The 23775-nt window shown below is 66.8% G+C and carries 21 protein-coding genes; 12 read left to right on the plus strand and 9 right to left on the minus strand.

The window, feature by feature from the left end; translation table 11 throughout:
- Positions 1–88: 88 nt before the first annotated feature.
- Together SPHPH_RS0109510 and eno are read right to left on the minus strand one after the other, a co-directional pair.
- Positions 89–331 (minus strand): septum formation initiator family protein, encoded by a 243-nt coding sequence (locus SPHPH_RS0109510; RefSeq protein WP_202900656.1) that lies wholly within the window; start codon positions 329–331, stop codon positions 89–91.
- 117 nt (positions 332–448) lie between these two features.
- Positions 449–1729 carry a phosphopyruvate hydratase gene (gene eno / locus SPHPH_RS0109515; RefSeq protein ID WP_028966490.1) on the minus strand — a complete coding sequence of 427 codons (1281 nt, stop codon included), beginning with the start codon at positions 1727–1729 and terminating at the stop codon, positions 449–451.
- Positions 1730–1863: 134 nt separating this feature from the next.
- Between eno and SPHPH_RS19400 the strand changes: the two genes are divergently transcribed.
- The 5 genes from SPHPH_RS19400 (at position 1864) to SPHPH_RS0109540 (ending at position 3934) form a co-directional block, all read left to right on the plus strand.
- Complete coding sequence (locus SPHPH_RS19400; RefSeq protein ID WP_202900657.1) at positions 1864–2400, plus strand: hypothetical protein; 537 nt, start codon at positions 1864–1866, stop codon at positions 2398–2400.
- A gap of 4 nt (positions 2401–2404) precedes the next feature.
- On the plus strand, positions 2405–2743 hold the full coding sequence (locus tag SPHPH_RS0109525) for a phage holin family protein (RefSeq protein WP_028966491.1): 339 nt from the start codon (positions 2405–2407) through the stop codon (positions 2741–2743).
- Positions 2740–3072, plus strand: coding sequence for a hypothetical protein (locus SPHPH_RS0109530; RefSeq protein WP_028966492.1), 333 nt, complete (start codon positions 2740–2742; stop codon positions 3070–3072). Before SPHPH_RS0109525 ends, SPHPH_RS0109530 begins: the two co-directional genes overlap by 4 nt.
- A complete protein-coding gene (locus SPHPH_RS0109535) occupies positions 3069–3518 on the plus strand; it encodes a hypothetical protein (RefSeq protein ID WP_028966493.1) in 450 nt (149 codons plus the stop codon). Before SPHPH_RS0109530 ends, SPHPH_RS0109535 begins: the two co-directional genes overlap by 4 nt.
- A gap of 185 nt (positions 3519–3703) precedes the next feature.
- Positions 3704–3934, plus strand: coding sequence for a DUF4170 domain-containing protein (locus SPHPH_RS0109540; RefSeq protein WP_028966494.1), 231 nt, complete (start codon positions 3704–3706; stop codon positions 3932–3934).
- 321 nt (positions 3935–4255) lie between these two features.
- Here the strand turns inward: SPHPH_RS0109540 and SPHPH_RS19405 are convergent, their stop codons facing one another.
- The 5 genes from SPHPH_RS19405 to carA all read right to left on the minus strand — a co-directional run bounded on the left by SPHPH_RS19405 (position 4256) and on the right by carA (position 10513).
- Positions 4256–5035, minus strand: a complete 780-nt coding sequence (locus SPHPH_RS19405) for an APH(3') family aminoglycoside O-phosphotransferase (RefSeq protein WP_051272945.1) — start codon at positions 5033–5035, stop codon at positions 4256–4258.
- Between the two features lies 1 nt (position 5036).
- The gene (gene greA, locus SPHPH_RS0109550) at positions 5037–5513 is read right to left on the minus strand and encodes a transcription elongation factor GreA (protein WP_028966495.1); all 477 of its coding nucleotides are present in this window, start codon (positions 5511–5513) and stop codon (positions 5037–5039) included.
- 88 nt (positions 5514–5601) lie between these two features.
- Positions 5602–8946, minus strand: a complete 3345-nt coding sequence (gene carB, locus SPHPH_RS0109555; RefSeq protein ID WP_028966496.1) for a carbamoyl-phosphate synthase large subunit — start codon at positions 8944–8946, stop codon at positions 5602–5604.
- Positions 8946–9260 carry a hypothetical protein gene (locus SPHPH_RS0109560; protein WP_028966497.1) on the minus strand — a complete coding sequence of 105 codons (315 nt, stop codon included), beginning with the start codon at positions 9258–9260 and terminating at the stop codon, positions 8946–8948. The genes carB and SPHPH_RS0109560 overlap by 1 nt, the downstream gene beginning before the upstream one ends.
- Before the next feature lie 65 nt (positions 9261–9325).
- Complete coding sequence (carA, locus tag SPHPH_RS0109565; RefSeq protein WP_028966498.1) at positions 9326–10513, minus strand: glutamine-hydrolyzing carbamoyl-phosphate synthase small subunit; 1188 nt, start codon at positions 10511–10513, stop codon at positions 9326–9328.
- A gap of 95 nt (positions 10514–10608) precedes the next feature.
- Here carA and SPHPH_RS0109570 point away from each other — a divergent pair, with 95 nt between their 5' ends.
- From SPHPH_RS0109570 to SPHPH_RS0109595, 6 genes are all read left to right on the plus strand, one after another.
- Entirely contained in the window at positions 10609–11061 is a 453-nt protein-coding gene (locus SPHPH_RS0109570; RefSeq protein WP_028966499.1) for a GatB/YqeY domain-containing protein, read from the plus strand.
- Positions 11062–11317: 256 nt separating this feature from the next.
- Positions 11318–13213, plus strand: a complete 1896-nt coding sequence (gene dnaG / locus SPHPH_RS0109575) for a DNA primase (protein WP_028966500.1) — start codon at positions 11318–11320, stop codon at positions 13211–13213.
- Positions 13213–15240 (plus strand): RNA polymerase sigma factor RpoD, encoded by a 2028-nt coding sequence (rpoD, locus tag SPHPH_RS0109580; protein ID WP_028966501.1) that lies wholly within the window; start codon positions 13213–13215, stop codon positions 15238–15240. Before dnaG ends, rpoD begins: the two co-directional genes overlap by 1 nt.
- A 189-nt stretch (positions 15241–15429) precedes the next feature.
- Positions 15430–16089 carry a DUF6975 family protein gene (locus SPHPH_RS19410; RefSeq protein ID WP_238303024.1) on the plus strand — a complete coding sequence of 220 codons (660 nt, stop codon included), beginning with the start codon at positions 15430–15432 and terminating at the stop codon, positions 16087–16089.
- A 74-nt stretch (positions 16090–16163) separates the two neighbouring features.
- Positions 16164–17015, plus strand: coding sequence for an AAA family ATPase (locus SPHPH_RS0109590; protein WP_028966502.1), 852 nt, complete (start codon positions 16164–16166; stop codon positions 17013–17015).
- Entirely contained in the window at positions 17015–18193 is a 1179-nt protein-coding gene (locus SPHPH_RS0109595; RefSeq protein WP_028966503.1) for a vWA domain-containing protein, read from the plus strand. The genes SPHPH_RS0109590 and SPHPH_RS0109595 overlap by 1 nt, the downstream gene beginning before the upstream one ends.
- Positions 18194–18423: 230 nt before the next feature.
- On the opposite strand, the gene SPHPH_RS0109605 is transcribed toward SPHPH_RS0109595, so the two are convergent.
- The gene (locus tag SPHPH_RS0109605) at positions 18424–18822 is read right to left on the minus strand and encodes a hypothetical protein (protein WP_028966504.1); all 399 of its coding nucleotides are present in this window, start codon (positions 18820–18822) and stop codon (positions 18424–18426) included.
- A 135-nt stretch (positions 18823–18957) separates the two neighbouring features.
- Between SPHPH_RS0109605 and SPHPH_RS0109610 the strand changes: the two genes are divergently transcribed.
- On the plus strand, positions 18958–22110 hold the full coding sequence (locus tag SPHPH_RS0109610; protein ID WP_037488394.1) for a TRCF domain-containing protein: 3153 nt from the start codon (positions 18958–18960) through the stop codon (positions 22108–22110).
- Positions 22111–22370: 260 nt separating this feature from the next.
- On the opposite strand, the gene SPHPH_RS0109615 is transcribed toward SPHPH_RS0109610, so the two are convergent.
- Complete coding sequence (locus SPHPH_RS0109615; RefSeq protein WP_028966506.1) at positions 22371–23672, minus strand: OmpP1/FadL family transporter; 1302 nt, start codon at positions 23670–23672, stop codon at positions 22371–22373.
- Positions 23673–23775 lie beyond the last annotated feature (103 nt).

A 23775-nucleotide genomic window follows, 5' to 3' on the forward strand; every position in this document is an offset into this window, starting at 1 on the left:
TCCAGAGCCAGACCAGGACGCCCTGGATTGCTTCGCTACGCTCGCAATGACGCAGGTGCTTGAACCGACTGGAGCGAACGCTCTCCCATCACTTCAACGGAACGATCACCTCGTCCGGGTGTGCAACGTTCAGCTCCTTGCGCACCAGCTCGTCCACCATGTCCGGGTTGGCATGGCGCGGGTCGAGCAGCGTCACGCGGTTCTGCAACATCGCGCGGCGCTGATCGAGCTGCGCATATTGCTTCTCGCGCGCGATCAGCTGCCGCTTGTAATCACCCAGCGCGATCAGCCCGTTCGGCCCCAGCACCGCATAGGCGCCGAAAAACGCCATCACCGCCACCGCAAGGGCGGGGACGGAAGCACGCCGGAGCGTTTGCGAGAGGCGATTGGACGGGCGAGGCATAACGCCAGCGATTCTCGCGAGTCGCCTCGCCCTTTGCAAGTCCTATCAGCGGTTCCGCAACACGTCCCGGCCCGCATAGCGCGACATCGTGCCCAGTTCCTCCTCGATGCGGATCAGCTGATTGTACTTCGCAAGCCGGTCCGAGCGTGCGAGGCTGCCGGTCTTGATCTGACCGCAGTTGGTCGCGACCGCCAGATCGGCGATCGTCGAATCCTCGGTCTCGCCCGAGCGATGCGACATCACCGCGGTGTAGCCGGCGCGCTCGGCGACGCGGATCGCCTCCAGCGTCTCCGACAGCGTGCCGATCTGATTGACCTTCACCAGCAGCGAGTTGGCGAGCCCCTGCCCGATCCCGTCGCGCAGCCGCTTCGGGTTGGTGACGAACAGATCGTCGCCGACCAGCTGCACCTTCTTGCCGATCGCGTCGGTCAGCGCCTTCCAGCCCTCGAAATCATCCTCGGCCATGCCGTCCTCGATCGAGAAGATCGGGTAGCGCGCGGCGAGATCGGCGAGATAATCGGCCATCGCGCCCGGCTCGAGCGTCAGATTCTCGCCCGAGATGACGTACTTGCCGTCCTTGAAGAACTCGGTCGCCGCGCAATCGAGCGCCAGCATCACGTCGTCGCCCGGCGTATAGCCGGCGCGCTCGATCGAGGTCATGATGAAGTCGAGCGCGTCGGTGGTGCTGGCAAGGTTCGGCGCGAACCCGCCCTCGTCGCCGACCGCGGTCGCCAGCCCCTTCTCGCTCAGCCCCTTCTTGAGCGTGTGGAAGATCTCCGAACCACAGCGCACCGCCTCGGCGAGCGATTCCGCGCCGACCGGCACGATCATGAATTCCTGGAAATCGATCGGATTGTCGGCATGTTCGCCGCCGTTGATGATGTTCATCATCGGCACCGGCAGCACATGCGCCGCGACGCCGCCGACATAGCGGTACAGCGGCAGCCCGCGCGCATCCGCCGCCGCCTTCGCCACCGCGAGGCTGACGCCGAGGATCGCGTTCGCGCCAAGACGGCCCTTGTTCTCGGTGCCGTCCAGCTCGATCATCGTCTGGTCGATTTCGAGCTGGTCCTCGGCATCGAGCCCGATGATCGCGTCGGCGATCTCGTCATTGACCGCCTCGACCGCGTCGTCGACGCCCTTCCCGCCCCAGCGCGCCTTGTCGCCGTCGCGCTTCTCGACCGCCTCGTGCGCGCCGGTCGACGCCCCCGACGGCACCGCCGCGCGACCGAAGCTGCCGTCGTCGAGCAGCACGTCGACCTCGACGGTCGGGTTGCCGCGGCTGTCGATGATCTGACGTCCGTGCAGGTCGATGATTGCGGTCACGAAACGATCCTCCTATTTTCTGCCATCGCGGCAGGACATGGCGCCTCCTAGCGGTCGCCCGGCGATGCTGCAACGCGATGGAACCGGCGGCCCCGCCACCGGGTTGTTTGACCTCGACCAGGGAAGGATGAATCATGGCCGACGAGCAGGATCGCGACACGCTCCAGCATTCCACACCGGCGGACGCCACACCGCCGCCCGCCGACGCCGCGTTCACGCCGGCGGAACCGCTCAAGGATGCCGGGGTAGAATTCACGCCGGAAGACACGAGCGCGTCCGGCAGCGGCAGCACGCTGGCCGACGCCAAGCAGTCCGCGCGCGACTATGTCGCAAAGGGTCGTGAGCAGGCCGCCGACAAGGCGCGGGGCTTTGCGGAGGATGGCAAGGCGAAGGCGACCGACGCGCTGACGCAGCTTTCGCAGATGCTGACCGACGCGGCCGGTCAGGTCGACGAAAAGCTCGGCGCGCAATATGGCCAGTATGCACGGACGGCCGCCGATCGCGTGCAGGGCTTCTCCAGCGCGATCGACCAGAAGAGCGTCGAGGACCTGCTCGACGATGCACGCGAACTCGTCCGCAAGAGCCCTGAAGTGGCTGTCGGTCTGGCAGCGGGCGTCGGCTTCGTGCTGGCGCGGCTGATCGGATCCGCCGTCGACCAGCGCGATGCCTGACCCAATGGACGTTCGTGACCGCGTGCTCCCCGACAGCATCCCGCAACTGGTGACGCAACTCGCCACCGATGCGCGTGATGTCGCGAAGGCGGAGATCGCGCTGGCCAAGGCCAAGGCGCTCTTCGCGGTCACCCGTTACAAGGCCGCGGCGATCCGGTTCGTGATCGCGGGCGTGCTCGGGCTGGCGGCGCTGATCGCGCTGCTGGTCGGCGCGATCCTGTCGCTTGCGACACTGATCGGCCCCGGCTGGGCGACCCTTGCGGTCGTTGGCGTCGTCTTGCTGATCGCCGCGCTGCTGGCGCTGTCGGGCAAGTCGGCGTTGCGTGCGGGACCCGGCGCATGACCGCCGCGGACGTGACCTTGGCGGAGGCGCGCGTCGCCGAGGCGCGGCAGCGGCTCGACGGCACGGTCGAGCGCTTGCAAACCGAGTTGGAGCCGCGCCGCCTCGCGCGCGTCGCACTGGCCGAAGTGACCGAAGGCGGCGAACGCGCCGTGCGCGTCGGCACCGAGGTTGCGCGCCGCAACCCCGGCGTGCTGGCCGGGAGCGCGACGCTGCTGTTCGCGATCGTCGCCGGGCGGCAGGTCGCGCGCCTGTTCGGCAAGAAGAAGCGGCAGAAGCGTCTGCCCTCCCCAGAAGATACCGCCACACCCGCCGAAAGGATCGGATCATGACCGAACATACCCACGATCAGGAAGAGCATGCCCGGTTGCGCGACGGCGTCGACCAGGCGCGTGAGGCGGCGTTGAACGCGCTCGACACCGCGCGCCACCGCGCCAGCGATGCCGCGCACGCCACCGCCGAGACGCTCGAGTCCAACCCGCTCGGCGTGCTCGTCGGTGGGCTCGTGCTCGGCGCCGCGATCGCCGCGGTCCTGCCGCGCAGTCAGCGCGAGAAGGATCTGCTGTCCGGTGTCGGGCGCAAGATCAACGCCGCCGCAGTGGCAGCGCTTGCCGCTGCCAAGGATGCCGGCCGCTCGGAGCTGGACCAGCTCGGCCTGACCCCCAATGCCGCGCGCGATCAGGCAAAGTCGCTTTTCCAGGGCGTGCTGAAGGCGGCCGGCACCGCGGGTTCCGCAGCGGCGCAGGCCGGGAAGGAACAGGTCAAGAGCGCGTCCTGACCCCTTCAAACACGGCGCGCGCCGCGCTAGGGAAGGGTCAGGCCGACCGCCCGACCGCGGCGCCGATCCGGTGACGAGGGAGAGCCGCGGGGCAAGCGATCGTGCTGCCCGCGGCTTTTCCGTGTCCCGGCGGCGACGCGGACGGGCGGCGCGGTGATGGTTCAATCCCAAGCGGGAGCGCGTGCATGAGCAAGCTTCATCTGGTGTTCGGCGGGCGCGTCAGCGATCCGCGCACCCTCGAATTCAGTGATCTGTCGTCGATCGACATCGTCGGCGTCTTCCCCGACTATGCCAGCGCCGAAAAGGCATGGCGCGCCGCCGCGCAGCGCACCGTCGACGATGCCGAGATGAAGTATGTGGTGGTCCACCTCCACCGCTTGCTGGAGCCCGACCTGCTCACCAAGCCGGCAGCGTAAGCCTAATTCGTCGTCTCGGGCTCGATCCGTCGGTCGCGAAGAAGCGGGGCCCCGGATCAAGTCCGGGGCGACGAAAGAGGGATTGATCACTCGATCACTCGACCAGCGCGGGCGAGGACCGGGAGTTTGATCCACCCGGCTTGAATCATTTCCTATCGTCAGCCCGGCGAAGGCCGGGGCCCAGTCGGGAAGGCCAATGAGAACAAGGCGCGACGCGCATCATCAGGGTCTCCCATCTGGGCCCCGGCCTTCGCCGGGGTGACGCTTCCGCTTGAATGAATCACACTCCACGCGGCCCGCACTTACGGTCTGACCGACCGATCAGAACAATTCATCGAGCGCGTGACGCAAGGCACGCCGCGGCTCCTCGAACCCATCCATGTCCAGCGCGTCGAGAAACGCGCGCTGCGGTGCCTCACCGAACCCGCCGAGATCGCGCCAGCCGATGAAGATGTCGCGGTACGGATCGCCAACGCCCAGCCGGCCGACATCGATGCATCCCGCAATCGTGCCGTCCGCGCCGACGATCAGATTGCCCAGCGAGAAGTCGCCATGCAACACGACCGCACCGCGGGCATGGCCGGCCAGTTCCTCGACCCGTGCGAGCACCCGCGCCGCACTCCATCCCGCATGTTCGGGATCGAAGTCCTCGACATCGACCAGATCGTCCGCCACGAGCCGACGCACCACCGGCAACCACCCTGCCACGCCCGAATCGAACGGGCAGTCCGCGGTCGGTAGATCATGCAATCGCTGGAGAAACGCCGCCATCTGCCGAGCGATCGGCACACTGCGCCCGGCGCGGTCCGCCTTGATGTAATCACCGGCTGGCACGCCGGGAATCGCGCTGGTCAGCAGCCACGCCGCATCATCGGTGACGACGGCAGCCACGATTACCGGTGCTGGCAAGCGCCCGACCAGCCAGCGCAACCGCGCCGTTTCTGCTTCGACAAGATCGCGCGCCACGCCGCGACCGACCTTGAGAAACCGATCGGTGCCCTCGCCCACGAAGCGATAGACCTCGGCACCGGATTGCCCGTCCGTAACGGGCACCGGACGACGATCGCCGACATGCGCGGCAATCGCGTCCGGCAGGTTCACGTCAGATGAACTCGATCTTCGACACCAGATAATAGCGATCGCCTGCCGGCACCGACACCTCGACTTCGTCGTCGACACTGCGGCCGATCAGCGCACGTCCCATCGGCGAGTTGTAGCTTATCCGCCCGCTTTTCGCATCGGCTTCGGTCTGGCCGACGATCTGATACTTCACCGGCTTCTCGTCCTCGTCGAGCAAGGTGACGGTCGCGCCGAACACGATCTTGTCGCCCGACAGATCGCGCGGATCGATAATCTGCGCGCGGCTCAACTTGTCCTCGATGTCGGCGATCGTCGCCTCGACCTGCCCCTGCCGCTCCTTGGCAGCATGATATTCGGCGTTTTCCGACAGGTCGCCGTGCGCGCGCGCTTCCTCGATCGCGTCGACGATCAACGGGCGCTCGGTCTTCAGCCGCTTCAGGTCGGCAGTCAGCTTTTCATAGCCTTCCTGCAACATCGGCATCTTCTCGACCGTCGCCATCGCCCTTGTCCTTCGTAAAAACGCGTCCCCGGAAGCGGCCTCCTCCCTGCGAAGGCCACTCCCTACATCAGCACATTATGTCCGGGGATCAGTTGTGCGGCTGCGAATAATAGGATTGCAGCGGCCGTACTTCAAGGTTGCGTGAACCATCACCCTTAACCGCGGCATGGATCGCCTGCGCCGCCTGCACCGCCGCCGAGGCGGTGGTGAAGTACGGCACTTTGCCGTTCACCGCCGACGCACGGATCGGCTGCGAGTCCTTCAGGCTCTGCCAGCCCTCGGTGGTGTTGAAGATCAACGCGATCGCGCCGTCCTTGATCCGGTCGACGATATGCGGCCGCCCCTGCGCGACCTTGTTGACCGTCTCGACCGGCAACCCGGCGCGCGACAGGTGATCGGCGGTGCCGGTCGTCGCGACGATCGTGAAGCCGGCATCAACCAAAGCGCGCACCGCAGGGACGATCAGGTCCTTGTCGCCGGACTTGACGCTGACGAACACCGCGCCGCTGGTCGGCAGCACGGTGCCCGCGCCGAGCTGCGACTTGGCGAAGGCGGTGGTGAAATCGGGCGAGATGCCCATCACCTCGCCGGTGCTCTTCATCTCCGGCGACAGCACCGGATCGATCCCGGGGAAGCGCGCGAACGGGAACACCGCTTCCTTGACCGCGAAATAATCGATGTCGCGGTCGATCTTCGGCAGGTCGCGCAATTTCTCGCCCGCCATCACGCGGCTGGCGATCTTGGCGATCGGCGCGCCGATCGCCTTGGCGACGAACGGCACCGTCCGGCTGGCGCGCGGGTTGACCTCGATGAGATAGACCTGCCCGTCTTTGACCGCGAACTGGATGTTCATCAGCCCGACGACACTCAGCCCGCGCGCCAGCGCCTCGGTCTGGCGCTCGATCTCGGCGATGATCTCGGCCGGCAACGAATAGGGCGGGATTGAGCAGGCGCTGTCGCCCGAATGGACCCCGGCTTCCTCGATATGCTGGAGCACGCCCGCGACCACCACGTCCTCGCCGTCGCAGATCGCATCGACGTCGACCTCGATCGCGTCGCGCAGATACTGGTCGATCAGCACCGGCGCGTCGCCCGAAACCTGCACCGCAGTCTGGATGTAATCCTCCAGCTGCTGGTCGCTGTCGACGATCTCCATCGCGCGCCCGCCGAGCACGTAGCTGGGGCGCATCAGCACCGGATAGCCGATGCGATTGGCGACGTTCAGCGCCTCGGCGCGGCTGCGCGCGATGCCGTTCGACGGCTGGAGCAGCTTGAGCCGGTTGACCAACGCCGCGAACCGCTCGCGATCCTCGGCCAGATCGATCGCATCGGGCGAGGTGCCGAGGATCGGGATCCCCGCCTTCTCCAGCGCGCGCGCGAGGTTCAGCGGGGTCTGCCCGCCGAACTGCACGATTACCCCGACCAGCTCGCCCTTCGACTGTTCGACGTGCAGGATCTCCAGCACGTCCTCGGCGGTCAGCGGCTCGAAATAGAGCCGGTCGGACGTGTCATAGTCGGTGCTCACCGTCTCCGGGTTGCAATTGACCATGATCGTCTCATAGCCCGCGTCCGCCAGCGCGAAGCAGGCGTGGCAGCAGCAATAATCGAACTCGATCCCCTGCCCGATCCGGTTCGGCCCGCCGCCCAGGATCACGATCTTGCGGCGATCCGACGGCTGCGCCTCGTTCTCGGGCTCGCCGAACGACGGCGCCTCATAGGTCGAATACATATACGGCGTCTTGGCGTCGAACTCGGCCGCGCAGGTGTCGATCCGCTTGAAGACCGGACGCACGCCCAGCTTCAGGCGATGCTCGCGCACTTCGTCCTCGGTCACGCCGCCGGTCATCGCCTTGACCGCCTCGTGGATCAGCCCCGAACCGCGCGCGATCCCGCGCTCCATGCCGCGCAAATTCGCCGATTGCAGCGCCAGCCACGCCAGCCGCTTGTCGCTGAAGCCCATCGCCTTCAGCCGGCGCATGCCCGCCGCCTCGATCGGCAGCCCGTCCTTCATCACCTCGTTCTCGGCGGCGACGATCTCCGCCATCCGCTCGAGGAACCACGGATCGTATTTGGCGATCGCATTCACCTCGGCGACCGTGAAGCCCTCGCGCAGCGCCTGCGCCGCGACCAGAAGCCGGTCAGGCGTCGGCGAGGCGAGCGCCGCCTCGATCTCGGCGCGCGGCGCGCCGACCAGCCGCTCGACATGGTTGAAGCCCGACAGCCCGGTCTCCAGCCCGCGCAGCGCCTTCTGCATCGATTCGTGGATGTTGCGGCCGATCGCCATCACCTCGCCGACCGACTTCATCGCGGTGCCCAGCACCGCCTCGGCGCCCTTGAACTTCTCGAACGCGAAGCGCGGGATCTTGGTGACGACATAGTCGATCGTCGGCTCGAAGCTCGCCGGGGTTGCGCCGGTGATGTCGTTCTCGATCTCGTCGAGCGTATAGCCGACCGCCAGCTTGGCGGCGACCTTGGCGATCGGGAAGCCGGTCGCCTTCGACGCCAGCGCCGACGAACGCGACACGCGCGGGTTCATCTCGATCACGATCAGGCGGCCGTCCTTCGGATTGACCGCGAACTGCACGTTCGACCCGCCGGTCTCGACGCCGATCTCGCGCAGCACCGCGATGCTGGCGTTGCGCATGATCTGATATTCCTTGTCGGTCAGCGTCAGCGCCGGCGCGACCGTGATCGAGTCGCCCGTATGGACGCCCATCGGATCGACATTCTCGATCGAGCAGATGATGATGCAATTGTCCGCGCGGTCGCGGACCACCTCCATCTCATATTCCTTCCAGCCGAGCAGCGATTCCTCGATCAGCACCTCGGTGGTCGGGGAGGCGTCGAGCCCCTTGCGGACGATCTCGATGAATTCCTCGCGATTGTACGCGATCCCGCCGCCGGTACCGCCCAAAGTGAAGCTCGGGCGGATGATCGCGGGCAGCCCGACCTTGTCCAGCCCGTCCAGCGCTTCCTTCTCGGTATGCGCGATATGGCTGCGCGCGCTTTCCAGCCCGATCTTGTCCATCGCGTCGCGGAACTTCAGCCGGTCCTCGGCCTTGTCGATCGCATCGGCGTCGGCGCCGATCATCGTCACGCCGAACTTCTCCAGCGTGCCGTCGCGGAACAGCGCAAGGGCAGTATTGAGCGCGGTTTGCCCCCCCATGGTGGGAAGAACCGCGTCCGGACGCTCACGTTCGATGATCCTTGCGACGACTTCCGGGGTGATCGGCTCGACATAGGTGGCGTCGGCCAGCTCCGGATCGGTCATGATCGTCGCCGGGTTCGAATTGACCAGGACGATGCGATAGCCCTCTTCCTTGAGCGCCTTGATCGCCTGCGTGCCCGAATAATCGAACTCGCACGCCTGCCCGATGATGATCGGACCCGCGCCGATGACGAGGATGGAGGAGATGTCGGTGCGTTTGGGCATTATTGTGTCATCCGCGTCAAAGTGACGAATTGGGGCTTCACGAAACTGGCGAGGCAATCAAACTGCTTATTCGTCAAACCATCTTGATTGACGATAAGCGATGCTTCCTCCGGCACGTCGGTGTCGGTTGCATTGCTTGTCACTGCCCACCGCTCCATCCGGCACTTGGAAGCAATCCAAGTGACGTACTCGATAGCAGAAGTGTCAAACCGCGTCGGATCATCTTCCTCCCTGCGGTTTGGGTTAGGCCGCATTCCACCAGCCTTGGTGTATTTTAAAACCAAGGCTTGGCTCGAACGCTGACGCTCCATCATCCATCTGCTCACTAAAGCGCTTGATAAAACGAGGCCGGCACCGATTGCGGCACCGACAATCGCCCTCACTTCAATGCACCCACAAACCGCTCGAACAGATAGAAACTATCCTGCGGCCCCGGGCTCGCCTCCGGGTGGTACTGCACCGAGAACGCCGGCCGGTCGGTCAGCTCCAGCCCCGCGTTCGATCCGTCGAACAGCGACACATGCGTCTCGCGCGCATTCGCGGGCAGCGAGTCGCGCTCGACCGCGAAGCCGTGGTTCATGCTGGTGATCTCGACCGCGCCGTCGTCGACGCGCTTGACCGGATGGTTCGCCCCGCGATGCCCCTGGAACATCTTGGTTGTCCGCGCGCCCACCGCCAGCGCCAACAACTGGTGCCCTAGGCAGATGCCGAACAGCGGCTTGCCGGTGTCGAGCAGCTGGCGGATCACCGGCACCGCATATTCGCCCGTCGCCGCGGGATCGCCGGGGCCATTCGACAGGAAGATGCCGTCCGGGTTGAGCGCCATGATCTCGTCGAACGTCGCATTCGCCGGTACGACCGATACCTTGGCACCCGCCTGAACAATGTTGCGAAAGATGTTGAACTTGCTGCCATAGTCGATCGCGACGACATGCGGCCGCGCCGCGTTTTGTGCCCCGTCTGCGGCACCTTCGCCAACATCGAACCCGAAGCCGAGCTTCCAGACGCCGCCCGCCCACGTCCCGTGCGTCTCGCGGGTGACGTCCTTGGCGAGGTCCATGCCCTCCAGCCCCGGCCAGCCGCGCGCCATCCTGAGCAGCGCGTCGAGATCGAACTCCCCGGTCGGCGAATGCGCGACCACGCCATTGGGCGCGCCGCCCGAGCGGATGCGCCGCGTCAGCGCGCGCGTGTCGATCCCGGCCAGTCCGATGCGCGCATGGCGCTTCATCCAGCCGTCGAGATTCTCCATCGCGCGGAAATTGCTGGGCGCGGTCGGGTCTTCGCGGACGATCATGCCCAAAGCGTGCGGATTGTCCGCCTCGACGTCGTCGGGGTTCGCGCCGACATTGCCGATGTGCGGGAAGGTGAAGGTGATGATCTGCCCGGCAAAGGACGGGTCGGTCATGATTTCCTGATAGCCGGTCATCGCGGTGTGGAAGCACACCTCGCCGACCGCGGCGCCCTCCGCCCCGAAGCCGCGCCCCCACGCGACCTCTCCATTGGCCAGAACGAGGACGCCGGTGGCGCCTTCGGGCATGGGGGCGTGCGGAAACTCTGGCTCGGCCATGATGGGCGGGCACTCCTTGAAAGGGTCGGCAATGTCGCTAAGCCCCGCCCGCTAGAGACGCATCGGCGATGCGTCAATCTGTTAAGGACGAGTAGATGATTCGCGACGACATCAAGGCAGCGCAGATCGCGGCGATGAAGGCCGGCGACAAGGAAGCGCGCAGCGCTATCGGCTTGATTCAGGCCGCGATCAAGAATCGCGACATCGAGGCACGCACCGGCACCGCGCCGACCGACGATGACGCGCTGGTGATCGAGGTTCTGCAGAAAATGGTGAAGCAGCGCCGCGAATCGATCGCGATGTACGAACAGGGCGGCCGCGCCGAACTCGCCGCCGCCGAGGCTGCGGAGGTCGCGGTGATCGAGCGCTTCCTGCCTGCGCAGATGAGCGAGGACGAGACCAAGGCAGCGATCGAGTCGATCAAGGCCGATCTCGGCGCGAGCGGCATGAAGGACATGGGCCGCGTGATGGCCGAACTGAAGGCCCGCCATGCCACGACGCTCGATATGAGCAAAGCCAGCGGGCTGGTGAAGGCGGCTTTGGCCTGATTTCGTAAAAGAAGAAGGTTTGGATCGCGCAGAGGCGCGGAGGCCCAGAGAGGTGGCGCCTGCCGCGCCGATCCGAGCTGCCTTCGCGGCTCCTCAAGTCTCATCGTAGCAATGGGAGATGCGCTGGCGCGCAGCGGAACGTCTCTGCGCCTCTGCGCCTCTGCGCGAACACCCCTTCTTCTTAACTTCGTGATGAAACCGAACAGTCGTTGCCGACTCACCACGGATCAGCCATAAGCGTCGGTATAATGCGAAGGTGAGTTTGACCCCCGCCTTCCTCGATGAGCTTCGCGCACGCACCTCGCTGACCGCGCTCGTCGGCAAGACCGTGAAGCTCACCCGCGCCGGCCGCGAGTCGAAGGGTTGCTGCCCGTTCCACAACGAGAAGACGCCCAGCTTCTACGTCAACGACGACAAGGGCTTTTACCACTGCTTCGGCTGCTCGGCGCATGGCGACGCGATTCGCTGGCTGACCGATCATCAGGGCCTGCCGTTCATGGACGCGGTGAAGGAACTCGCCGCCGCCGCCGGAATGGAAGTCCCCGCCCCCGACGCGCGCGCCGCGCAGCGCGCCGAAAAGGCCAAGTCGCTCCACGACGTCATGCAAGCCGCCGCCGACTGGTTCACCCAGCAACTCGCGGGGATCGACGGTGCGGAGGCGCGCGCCTTGCTCGACCGTCGCGGGATCAAGGACGCGACGCGCAAGGCGTTTGGCTTCGGCTATGCCCCCGACGCGCGCGGCCGTTTGCGGACCGCGCTCAAGGACTTCGGCGACGACATGCTCTTCGAGGCCGGGTTGCTGATCCAGGTCGAGGGCAAGGAGCCCTATGACCGGTTCCGCGGCCGGCTGATGATCCCGATCCGCGACCCGCGCGGGCGCGTGATCGCGTTCGGCGGGCGGATCATCGGCGAGGGCGAGCCCAAATATCTCAACTCGCCCGACACCCCGCTCTTCGACAAGGGGCGGACGCTCTACAATCTCGATCGTGCGCTGCCCGCCGCGCGCAAGACCGCGCGGCTGTTCGTGGTCGAGGGCTATATGGACGCGATCGCGCTGGCGCAGGGCGGGATCGGCGAGACCGTTGCCCCGCTCGGCACCGCGCTGACCGAGCAGCAGCTGGAGCGGCTGTGGCGCGTGGTCGACGTGCCGATGCTGTGCTTCGACGGCGACAAACCCGGGCAGAAGGCCGCGATCCGCGCCGCGCACCGCGCGCTGCCGATGCTCGCGCCCGGCCGCAGCCTCGGCTTCGCGACGCTCCCAGAGGGACAGGATCCCGACGACCTGATGCGCGCCAAGGGTGTGCAAGGGTTCGAGGCGCTGGTGCGCGAGGCGGAGCCGCTGGTCGATCGGCTGTGGAAGCACGAACTCGCCGCCGAACCGCTCGACACGCCCGAGCAGCGTGCCGGACTGAAGAAGCGGCTGAACGACCTTGCCGAGACGATCGCCGACCCGTCGGTAAAGTCCGAATACAAGGCCGAATTCCGCAACCGCTTCGACGAGCGCTTCGCGCGGCAGCGGCAACCGTTCCAGCAGCGCCAGCCCTTCTACCCGATGGGGCAGCGCAAGCCCGGCCAGAAATGGTCGCCGCCCCCGCCCCCCGTCACCGAGGACGCCAAGAAGGTCGGCGCCGCCGGCAACATCGATCGCGTGCTCGCCAAGGCGGTGCTGGCCGGGCTGATCCGCCACCCCGCGGAGATCGCGCGGCACATGGAGGTGCTGGGCAGCCTCAAGCTCGCCGATGGCGCGCTGGGCCGGTTGTTCGAGGCGGTCGTCGATGTCGCGCTGGAAGACCGCCGCGCCACGCCGCTTGATAGCGGCGGGCTCGTCACCATATTGGCGCGATCCGGTTTCGAGGCGATCGCCCACGATCTTCTGAGAGCCGATACGATGCCCTATTCGTTCACCAGGGCCGGTGGCGACGAAAAGCAGGCGCGCGAGGACCTCGACGAGGCGATCGCGGTGCTGATCGCGCGGCCGGAGGTGGATGCAGCGCTCGCCGAGGCAACCTCGACGATGCAGACGCATTTCACCGCCGAGGCGTTCGAACGGCAGGTGGCATTGGTGAACGAACAGCGCGCGCTCGACGAGCGGCTTGCAAATCTGGTGCAGGCAAACGAAGACGCCCGCGCGCTTGGACCCGAGGACGATTGATGGCGAAGATGAACGGTGGCGGAGCTGACGAAGGCGCGGAAGTGGCCGATGCCCCGCTGATCGACCTGAACGACGCGAACATCAAGAAGCTGATCGCCCGCGCCAAGAAGCGCGGCTACATCACGTACGACCAGCTCAACGAAGCGCTCCCGCAGGATCAGATGTCGTCCGACCAGCTCGAGGACGTCATGTCGGCGCTCAACGAGATGGGCGTCAACATCGTCGAGAACGAGGAAGCGGGCGAGGACGGCGAGACCGAGGAGCGCGCCGACGACGAGGAGCAGGAAGCCGTCGACGGCGAGGCCGACGGCTCTGCCCCGGCGGTCGAGAAGAAGAAGGAAACGATCGACCGTACCGATGATCCGGTGCGGATGTACCTGCGCGAGATGGGAGCCGTCGAGCTGCTGTCGCGCGAGGGCGAGATCGCGATCGCTAAGCGCATCGAGGCCGGCCGCGACACGATGATCCTGGGGCTGTGCGAAAGCCCGATCACCTTCAATGCGATCATCGACTGGTCGACTGCGCTCAACGAAGGCACGATGCAGTTGCGCGAGATCGTCGATCTCGACGCGATGCTCTCCAAGGGTCCCTCGGCCGAGCAGGTCGAGGGCGCCGAGGACGATACGGGCGAGATTAGCGCGTCGAACGCCGGGCCGCAGTTCAAGGAAGAGGACGAGCCCGAGGAAGCGCCCGCCGACGACGATGACGACATGACTGAGCGTCGTGCGCCGCGTCCGTCCGACGAGGAAGAGGAGGACAACACCCTCAGCCTCGCGCAGATGGAGGAGACGCTCAAGCCGCAGGCGCTGGAGAAGTTCGCCAACATCACCGCGATCTACCGCAAGTTCTCCAAGATGCAGGAGAGCCGGCTCGACGCGATGAGCAATGGCATCGAGCTGTCCGGGGCGGATGAGCGCAAGTACCAGAAGCTGCGCGAGGACCTGACCGCCGAGGTCGAGAGCGTCCAGTTCCACCAGACCAAGATCGAATATCTGGTCGACCAGCTCTACAGCTACAATCGCCGGCTGACGACGCTGGGCGGGCAGATGCTGCGGCTTGCCGAGCGCCACAAGGTCAACCGCAAGGATTTCCTCGAGCGGTACATGGGGCATGAGCTGGACGAGGGCTTCCTTCCCTCCGTTACCGGGCTCGACAAGAAGTGGACGGCGTTCGCGACCAACGAGGCCGCGGCGGTCGATCGCATCCGCACCGAGATCAGCGAAATCTCGCAGCAGACCGGCATGGCGCTCAGCGAGTTCCGCCGGATCGTCAACATGGTCCAGAAGGCGGAGCGCGAGGCGCGCATCGCCAAGAAGGAGATGGTCGAGGCGAACCTGCGGCTCGTGATTTCGATCGCCAAGAAGTACACCAACCGAGGCTTGCAGTTCCTGGATCTGATCCAGGAGGGCAACATCGGGCTGATGAAGGCGGTCGACAAGTTCGAGTATCGCCGCGGCTACAAGTTCAGCACCTATGCGACCTGGTGGATCCGTCAGGCGATCACCCGCTCGATCGCGGACCAGGCGCGCACGATCCGTATCCCGGTCCATATGATCGAGACGATCAACAAGCTGGTGCGCACCAGCCGCCAGTTCCTGCACGAGCAGGGCCGCGAACCGACCCCGGAAGAGATGGCCGAGCGCCTCTCGATGCCGCTGGAGAAGGTCCGCAAGGTGATGAAGATCGCCAAGGAGCCGATCAGCCTCGAAACGCCGATCGGCGACGAGGAGGATTCGCATCTCGGCGACTTCATCGAGGACAAGAATGCGGTGATCCCGGTCGATGCCGCGATCCAGGCGAACCTCAAGGAAACGGTCACCCGCGTTCTCGCGTCGCTCACCCCGCGTGAGGAACGCGTGCTACGGATGCGCTTCGGGATCGGGATGAACACCGATCACACGCTGGAAGAGGTCGGCCAGCAATTCTCGGTCACGCGCGAGCGTATCCGCCAGATCGAGGCCAAGGCGCTGCGCAAGCTCAAGCATCCGTCGCGCAGCCGCAAGATGCGCAGCTTCCTCGACCAGTAAACGCTGACGGAGAGCGGGGACGTCCCCCGCTCTCCGCTCCGGTCCCGATCATCAATCCGGGTCAGCAATCGCGAACGACGGGTCGCCGCCTACGCGCTGTAAACCGCCCCTTTACATCCCCACGCTAACGCTGGCTTTCGACCGCCGTGCCACCGCTGGCACGGAAGGCGTCACCGAGCGGAGGAAAGCGTGACCATCGCCATCGAGAAGCGGCCGCAAGGCTGCGCCGCGACCATCCTGTCCATGGTCGCTAGCGACGGCACCGCCGCCGCGCCGCATGCGCGTGCGCTGGCCGAGCCCACCGCGACGCTGCGCGACATCGCTGACGCGATCCACGCCCTATGCGTCATTCACGGTGCCTTCCCCGGGATCGTCGACCATGCCAGCAACGGCTGCACCGATCCGTTCGCACGCGACTGGCTCGCTCAGGCCGCCGCCGCGGTCAGTGGAGAACGCGCATTGCTGGTGCGCCTGACCGCCGCGGTCGGCCCCCTGCCCTCGACGCCGGGTCAGGCCGCATCGCAGGCGGCGATCCTAGGGCAACGCAACGCGCTGGAAATGCTGGCGCGCTCCGACCGCGCGGGCTGTGCCACCGGCACGGCGCTCGCATTCGTGCTCGACTGGGCGGCGATCCGCACGGTGCTGGATTGCTGCGCCCGACGCATGGCGTTGCCGCTTAGCGACCCCTTCGCCGGTGCCGCGACACAGGCGATCGCGCTGCTTCGCGCGATCGAGGCGACCGCGCCGGTCGAGCGCGCGATGGCGTTTGGCGCGCAGCAGATGCTCGCGCAGCATCGCGGCCTCTGGCAATTGCTGGAGTCGCGCGCCACCGCACGCCACGCAATGTAACGCTTCGGTCCTTGCGCGTGCGCGACTGCCGCCGCTATTCCATACCCGATCTTCGACGAGGAACGGGTTGAGCGATGCAGCGCTTCGAGGGCACGCAGGATTATGTCGCGACCGACGATTTGAAAGTCGCGGTCAACGCCGCGGTCGCGCTGCGCCGGCCATTGCTGGTCAAGGGCGAGCCCGGCACCGGCAAGACCGTGCTGGCGCAGGAGATCGCCCGCGCGGTCGGGGCCGAGCTGATCGAGTGGAACGTCAAATCCACCACCAAGGCGCAACAGGGCCTCTACGAATATGATGCGGTTGCGCGGCTGCGTGACGGGCAATTGGGCGACCCGCGCGTCCACGACATCGCCAATTACATCCGACGCGGCAAATTGTGGGAAGCGTTCACCCGCCCCACCCCGCCGGTGCTGCTGATCGACGAGATCGACAAGGCCGATATCGAATTTCCCAACGATCTGTTGCAGGAACTCGATCGGATGGAGTTCCACGTCTACGAAACCGGCGAGACGGTGCGCGCAGCGCAGCGCCCGATCGTCGTCATCACCTCGAACAACGAAAAGGAACTGCCCGATGCGTTCCTGCGCCGCTGTTTCTTCCACTATATCCGCTTCCCCGATCGCGAGACGATGCAGGCGATCGTCGACGTGCATTTCCCCGGCATCCAGAAGCTGCTGGTCGGCCGCGCGCTCGATCTCTTCTACGAGGTTCGCGACGTTCCCGGGCTGAAGAAGAAGCCCTCGACCAGCGAGTTGCTCGACTGGCTCAAGCTGCTGCTCCACGAGGAGATGCCGCTCGACGTGCTCCAGAACCGCGATCCGACCAAGGCGATCCCGCCGCTCCACGGCGCGTTGCTCAAGAACGAACAGGACGTGATGCTGTTCGAGCGGCTGGCGTTCATGGCGCGCCGCGGCCAGCGCGGCTGATGTTCCTCGGCTTCCTCGACCAGTTGCGCGCCGCCGGCATCCCGGCGGGGATGAAGGAGCACCTGCTGCTGCTCGAGGCGTTGCAGGCCGAGGTGATCGAGCGTAGCCCCGAGCAATTCTACCATCTCTCGCGCCCGATCTACGTCAAGGACGAGGGGCTGTACGATCGCTTCGACCGTGTGTTCGCGCAGGTCTTCAACGGGCTGGAGACGAGCTTCGCCGACGCCGGCGCCGCAATCCCCGACGAATGGCTGAAGGCGATCGCCGAACGCTATCTGACGCCGGAGGAGATGGCGAAGATCGCCGCGCTTGGTTCCTGGGACGAGATCATGGACACGCTCAGCCAGCGGCTGGAGGAGCAGCACGCCCGGCATCAGGGCGGGTCGAAATGGATCGGCACCGGCGGCACCAGCCCGTATGGTAACGGCGGCTACAACTCCGCTGGCGTGCGGATCGGCGGCGAGTCGCGCCACCGCCGCGCGATCAAGGTGTGGGATCAGCGCGAGTTCCGCGACCTCGACAACACGCGCGAACTGGGCACGCGCAACATTAAGGTCGCGCTACGCCGGTTGCGCCGCTTCGCGCGGGAGGGGGCGGCCGACGAACTGGACATCGACGCGACGATCGCCGGCACCGCGCGGCGCGGCTGGCTCGACGTCGCGATGCGGCCCGAACGGCGCAACGCGGTCAAGCTGTTGCTCTTCCTCGACGTCGGCGGGTCGATGGATCCCTACATCCGGCTTTGCGAGGACCTGTTCTCCGCCGCCACTGCCGAGTTCCGCCACCTCGAATTCTTCTACTTCCACAACTGCCCGTATGAGGGCGTGTGGAAGGACAACCGCCGCCGCTTTCAGGAGCGCACGCCGCTGTGGGACGTGCTCCACCGCTTTGGGCATGACCACAAGCTGGTGCTGGTCGGCGATGCGTCGATGAGCCCGTATGAGATCAGCCAGCCGGGCGGGTCGGTCGAGCATATGAACGATGAGCCCGGCGCGGTGTGGATGCAGCGACTGACCGCCACGTACCCGGCCGCCGCGTGGCTCAATCCGCTGCCAATGGCGCAATGGGACTATACCGCCTCGGTCGGGATGATCAGGGAGCTGATGGCCGGGCGCATGTACCCGCTGACACTCGACGGATTGGATGCCGCGATGCGCGAGCTGACCCGCAAACGCTGAACGGTTGCGCGCAACGCACCCATCATCGCGCAGGTTGCAATTGCTGCATCACGCTTCCTTCACCAAATGGCTGCCACACGCTGCACCGCAGCAAAGCAATCTTTTGTGAGGCCGTGATGCTCTACCTCGTCTATCTGATCGCCCAGTACCGCAACCAGGCCCGCGCGCGCACCGAAGTTGCAAACGACGTCGACGTCCGTCGCGCCGCCTGATCTGCGACGGCGCAGCGCTTATTTCGCGGCGCTGCGCACATAAGGGGTGAAGTTGCCGAGCAGCAACGACGCCTTGGGGATGCGCGAGCCGCGGTTGAGCGGCCGCACCTGATCGTTGCGGCACAATTGTCCGCCGAACGGCTCGGTGATCAGGATATCATCGTCGTCGAGCGTCTCGGCCCGCGCTTGTGGGACGTTGACGTAGAGGCGCGAGCCGATCCGCCAGACCAGGGCTCGCTCCGACACGATCTGCACCGAATTGTTGTCGCCCGGGCTTAGCGGAATGCAGCGTACCGGCGCCTCCGCGACCCGCCCCTTCAGCAGCTTCGCCATCTCCTCATCGGGGCTGGACCGCGCGGCCTGCGCGGGGGCGGAAACGGCGACGACCAACGCCGCGGCGACGATCATGTTCTTCATGGACAGTCTCCTGGCCTATCTACGCTGAACCAAGGCTGACCCCATGTCGATCCCCGGCTGATCTGAAGCAAGCCGATGACCCGGAACGGCGGAGCCCTGCGGCCCGTTCGTGTGGTCTATGGACGCTCCCCGCTGATGCCCGCCGCCAACCCGGCCGCCCCGCTTTCCGTTGCCGAACAGGTGGCGATGCTTGCCGAATTGCTGGCGACGCAGGATTTGATCGTCGCGCTCGCCGACGATGTCCGCGCCGCCGCGGTGGCACAGGCGCTGGAGGCGGCAATGCCCGCGGCGACGGTACTGTTCTGCCCCGGAAGCGACGCGCTGCCCGGCGAGGACGCGCCCCCCTCGCCCGCCAATGTCGGCCAGCGCGTTTCGGCGCTGCGTCGTGCGCGCAAACTTAGCGCAGGAAAGCGCCCGTCACGCACCGCGCTGATCACCACCGGCGAGGCGCTGGCGCGCGCATATCCCACGCCCGCCGCGTTCGACTCGGTGCCGCCGACCATCAGGCATGGTGAGGCGCTGGACCTTGCCGCGTTACACGCCGAACTCGAGGAGCTTGGCTACATCAGCGACGAACGCGTTGACGAGCCCGGCGAGGTCGCGCTGCGCGGGCAGGTGCTTGACGTCTTCCCGGCCGACGCCGCCCTGCCGCTGCGCGTCGAGGTCGCCGACGGCAAGGTGGTCGCGCTGCGCTGCTACGATCCCGCGGACCAACGCTCGATCGACGATGTTGCGGAGCGCGAACTCGGCCGCGTCGCCGAACCAGCCCCTGGTGACGACCGGATTACCTTGCTCGACCATCTGCCCGACGCGACGATCATCGTCGACGCTGCCGCCGACGATCGCCGCCGCCGTTTCCTGACGCTCGTCGCCGACGCGACCCGACGCGCCCCCAAACGCGCCGCGCGCGACGTTATCGACGATGCCGCGTGGCAAAAGGCTATCGGCGCGCGCGAGCAGGCGACACTTACGCGCGAAGGCGAGCCGCCGCCGCGGTTCGCCGAGCAGAAGGCGCCGCTGCGTGCCTTTGCCAGGCTGGCGAAGGAGGCGCGTGACGCTGGAGATCGCGTGGTATTGCTCGGCAGTGCGCGCGACCTGCGCTTCCTGCGCGCGCGCGTCGGCAAGGCTCTCGGCGACGACCCCACGGCGGTCGACGGATGGGCGCAGGTGGTCAAGGCGAAGCGTGGCGCGTTGCTGGCGCTCGCATGGGCTGCCGACCGCGGCTTTCGGCGCAAGGGCGTGCTCGCCATCGCCGCTGCTGACCTGCTCGGCAGCCGCGCCGAACGCGAGCAATCGGCTGGCGCACCGACCGACGCAGGGCTGCTCGATGTCGGAGAAATTCGCATCGGCGATGTCGTCGTTCACGAGGATCACGGGATTGGCGTGGTTACGGGTTTGGAGCAACTGCCCGACGACGGCGGCGACGCGATCAAGCTGACCTATGCGCAGGACGGCGTGCGATTGGTGCCGGTTGGCGAGGCCGATCGCATCTGGCGCTACGGCGCAGAGGCGGATGCGGTGACGCTCGACCGGCTGGACGGATCGAGCTGGCAGAAACGCCGCGGCGAGATCGACGCCGCGATCGCGCAGAGCGCGCGCGACCTGACCGCGCTGGCGGAGGAACGCGCCGCCCGCGACGCCCCGGTGCTCGATCCCGATCCCGCCGCCTACGAGCGCTTCGCGGCCGGCTTCGCCTTCACCGAGACCGCCGACCAGGCCAAGGCGATCGCCGCGGTGCGCGCCGACCTCGCCGCCGGGCGGCCGATGGACCGGCTGGTGATCGGTGATGTCGGCTATGGCAAGACCGAGGTTGCGCTGCGCGCCGTCGCGCTCGCCGCGCTCGCGGGCAAGCAGGTGGCGATCGCCGCGCCGACTACCGTGCTCGCGCGCCAGCATCTCGACACCTTTACCGCACGCTTCGAGGGCAGCGGCATCGAGGTCGCCGGACTGTCGCGGCTGTCGAGCGCGGCCGAGAAGAAGCGCGTAAGGGCCGGGTTGGCCGACGGCACGATCCAGATCGTCGTCGGCACCGGCGCGGTTGCGGGTAAGGGCGTGACCTACAAGGATCTTGCTCTGGTCGTCATCGACGAGGAACAGCGGTTCGGCGCGGCTGACAAGGACAAGTTGCGCGGGCTGTCGGCCGGGCACGTCCTGACGCTGTCGGCGACGCCGATCCCGCGGACGCTGCAATCCGCGCTGGTCGGGCTGCAGCAACTGTCGATCATCGCCACGCCACCCGCACGTCGCCAGCCGATCCGTACCGCGGTCGGCAGCTTCAATCCCGAGACGCTGCGCGCCGCGCTGCTGCGCGAGAAGAGCCGTGGCGGGCAAAGCTTTGTCGTGGTGCCGCGAATCGCCGATATGGCGCCACTTGCCGAACAGCTCGGCAAGCTCGTTCCCGATCTCGAGGTGATTGAGGCGCATGGCAAATTGCCCGCCGACGATCTCGACGCGGCGATGGTGCGGTTCGGGCGTGGTGAGGGCGACGTGCTGCTCGCCACCAATATCATCGAGGCCGGGCTCGACGTGCCGCGCGCCAATACGATGGTGATCGCGCACGCCGACCGGTTCGGGCTCTCGCAGCTCCACCAGCTGCGCGGTCGCGTCGGACGCGGCAGCCGGCGCGGACAAGTGTTGCTGTTCACCGATCCCGAGCATGAGATCGCGCCGCGGACGCTCAAGCGGCTGCGGACGCTGGAGGCGTTCGACCGGCTCGGCGCAGGCTTCGCGATCAGCGCGCGGGACCTCGATATGCGTGGTGCCGGCGACCTGCTCGGCGAGACGCAGGCCGGGCATATGAAGCTGATCGGGATCGATCTTTACCAACAGTTGCTCGAAGGCGCGCTGCGCCGCGCACGCGGCGAGGAGGTCGAGCGATGGACCCCCGAGCTGCACCTCGGCATCGAGGGGCGCCTGCCCGAGACGTGGATCCCCGACGAGGAATTGCGCGTGACGATCTATGCGCGGCTGGCGCGGATCACCGAGGCGGCGGCGCTGGACGCGCTGGAGGAGGAACTGGAGGACCGGTTCGGCGCGCTTCCTGACGAGGCGCGCACCCTGCTGGCGACGGCGCGGCTGCGTGTCGATGCGCGTGCGGCTGGGATCGCCAAGGTCAATGCCGGCCCGGCGGCGGTTGCGCTGGAGCCGCACAACGGGACCGCGATCGACGCGGCGGCGTTCGGGCTGGAGCAGAAGGAACGTCGTTTGCTGCTGCGCGAGCGGATCGATGATCCGTTCGCCCGGCTGGAGCGCGCGGGTGAGCTGGTGCGCGAGATGGCCGAGGCGTGAGCGCGCCGATGTTGGCGAAGGTGGCGCAGAACGGGGCGTGAGGCGCGGGTTGTGGTGCCGGCGAGTGCGCGGGCGCTTCTATGATAGCGATTGTTGGAGGGTGTAGGACATCTGTTCCTACATCAATTTCGTCATTCCCGCGCAGGCGGGAATCCAGACGCGCGGGTCGTCGCTTGAGCCGCACCGTCAGCGGTTCTGGATTCCCGCCTTCGCGGGAATGACGGGGTGGGGAGGAGGCGAGCCCCCTCCCCACGCTCTCATCAGAAGCGCACGCGGCCGCCGAGCGACAGGACGATCGCGCGGGCGTCTTCCAGACGGCCGTTGACGAGGATCGGCGTCTGGACCGCGCTGCCGGCATAGGCCGCCGTCGTGCGGTCGATCGTCGCATCCGTGAAGTCTACGTAATTCGCGGCGGCATCCAGCGAGAAGTGCGGCGTGACGTCGAACGAAGCACCGACAGCGTAATTCCAGCGGTTTGCGTCAGGCACGCGCGCGTCACGCTCGCCATCGCGGGTCGGGGTCAGCGTGCGCTGCGCACCGCCGCGCAGCGTCAGCCGCGGCGAGACGGCATAGTCGACGCCCGCCGCGTAGCTCCAGATGCTGCGATAGTTCTCGGGCAGTGCGGCGTTGAGCGGCGCGCCGAGGCGGATCGCGTCGAACTTTTCCCAGGTATAGCGGATCGTTTGCGCGTTGAGCGTCAGCTTGTCGGTGGCGCGGAAGCGGCCGCCGACCATGATCTGCGCGGGCGTGTAGAAGCTCGCCTCGACGTCGTTGATCGTCCGGTTCTGCCCGGCAAGCGGGCCGAGCAGCCCGCTGACGGTCAGGTCGCCCTTGAGCGTGTGCTTGATCGCCGATTTGTAGCTGACGCCGACGGTCGCCCAGTCGTTGTGCATCTGGAAACCCGCCGTCCAGCCCACGTCCCAGCCGCCGCCGGCCAGCTTCTGGCTGCCGTCGGGAAGCGATGCCGACAGGTTGGGCAGCGCGTTCGTCAGGCTGGCATCGGTATGTTCGATGTTGGCGGCACCGCCGACGCGCAACCAGTCGGTGACCGCCACCGCGACCGAGGGCTGGATGTCGAATGTGCGCAGATAGGTGCGGTCAGCGCTGTACCGTGCCCAGCTGTTGTTGTCATAGTCGGTCGTGAAACTGTACGGCGAGGTCACCGCGAGGCCGACCGCGAGCCGGTCACCCAGCGGGATCGCGACCGCGCCGGAGGGCAGCACGCCCTTGTTGATCGGGTCGCTCGACGACGACGCGCCGCCGACCGGCGCGAACGTGCCGCCGGGGCGACGGATCACGGTGCCCTTGTCGACCACGTCACCCTTGGGAAGAATCACCGAGGCGCTGACGGTCGCCTCCGCGCGCTCGATCCCGGCGATCGACGCCGGGTTCCACCACAGGGAAGCTGCGCCGGTATCGGCGGTTTCGCCCGAGAAGGCGCGGCCTGCGCCGCGCGCGGCCTGCTCCTGAAGGTAGAAGGCCTGCGCGTGCGCGGCGCCGGCGAGCGCGGACGAACCGGCGAGCACGGCCAGCGAGGCGATGATGCGGTGACGGGTGTTCATGGCGATCCTCATGTCTTTTTGTGTCTGGGCCCGGTGTTCCTGCGTCCCGTTTCGTTGAACGCAGGATGAATCGCCTTCCCCGCCCGGACCGACGGGGAAGATG

The sequence above is a fragment of the Sphingomonas phyllosphaerae FA2 genome (genome assembly GCF_000427645.1).
In the GTDB taxonomy this organism is placed as follows: domain Bacteria; phylum Pseudomonadota; class Alphaproteobacteria; order Sphingomonadales; family Sphingomonadaceae; genus Sphingomonas; species Sphingomonas phyllosphaerae.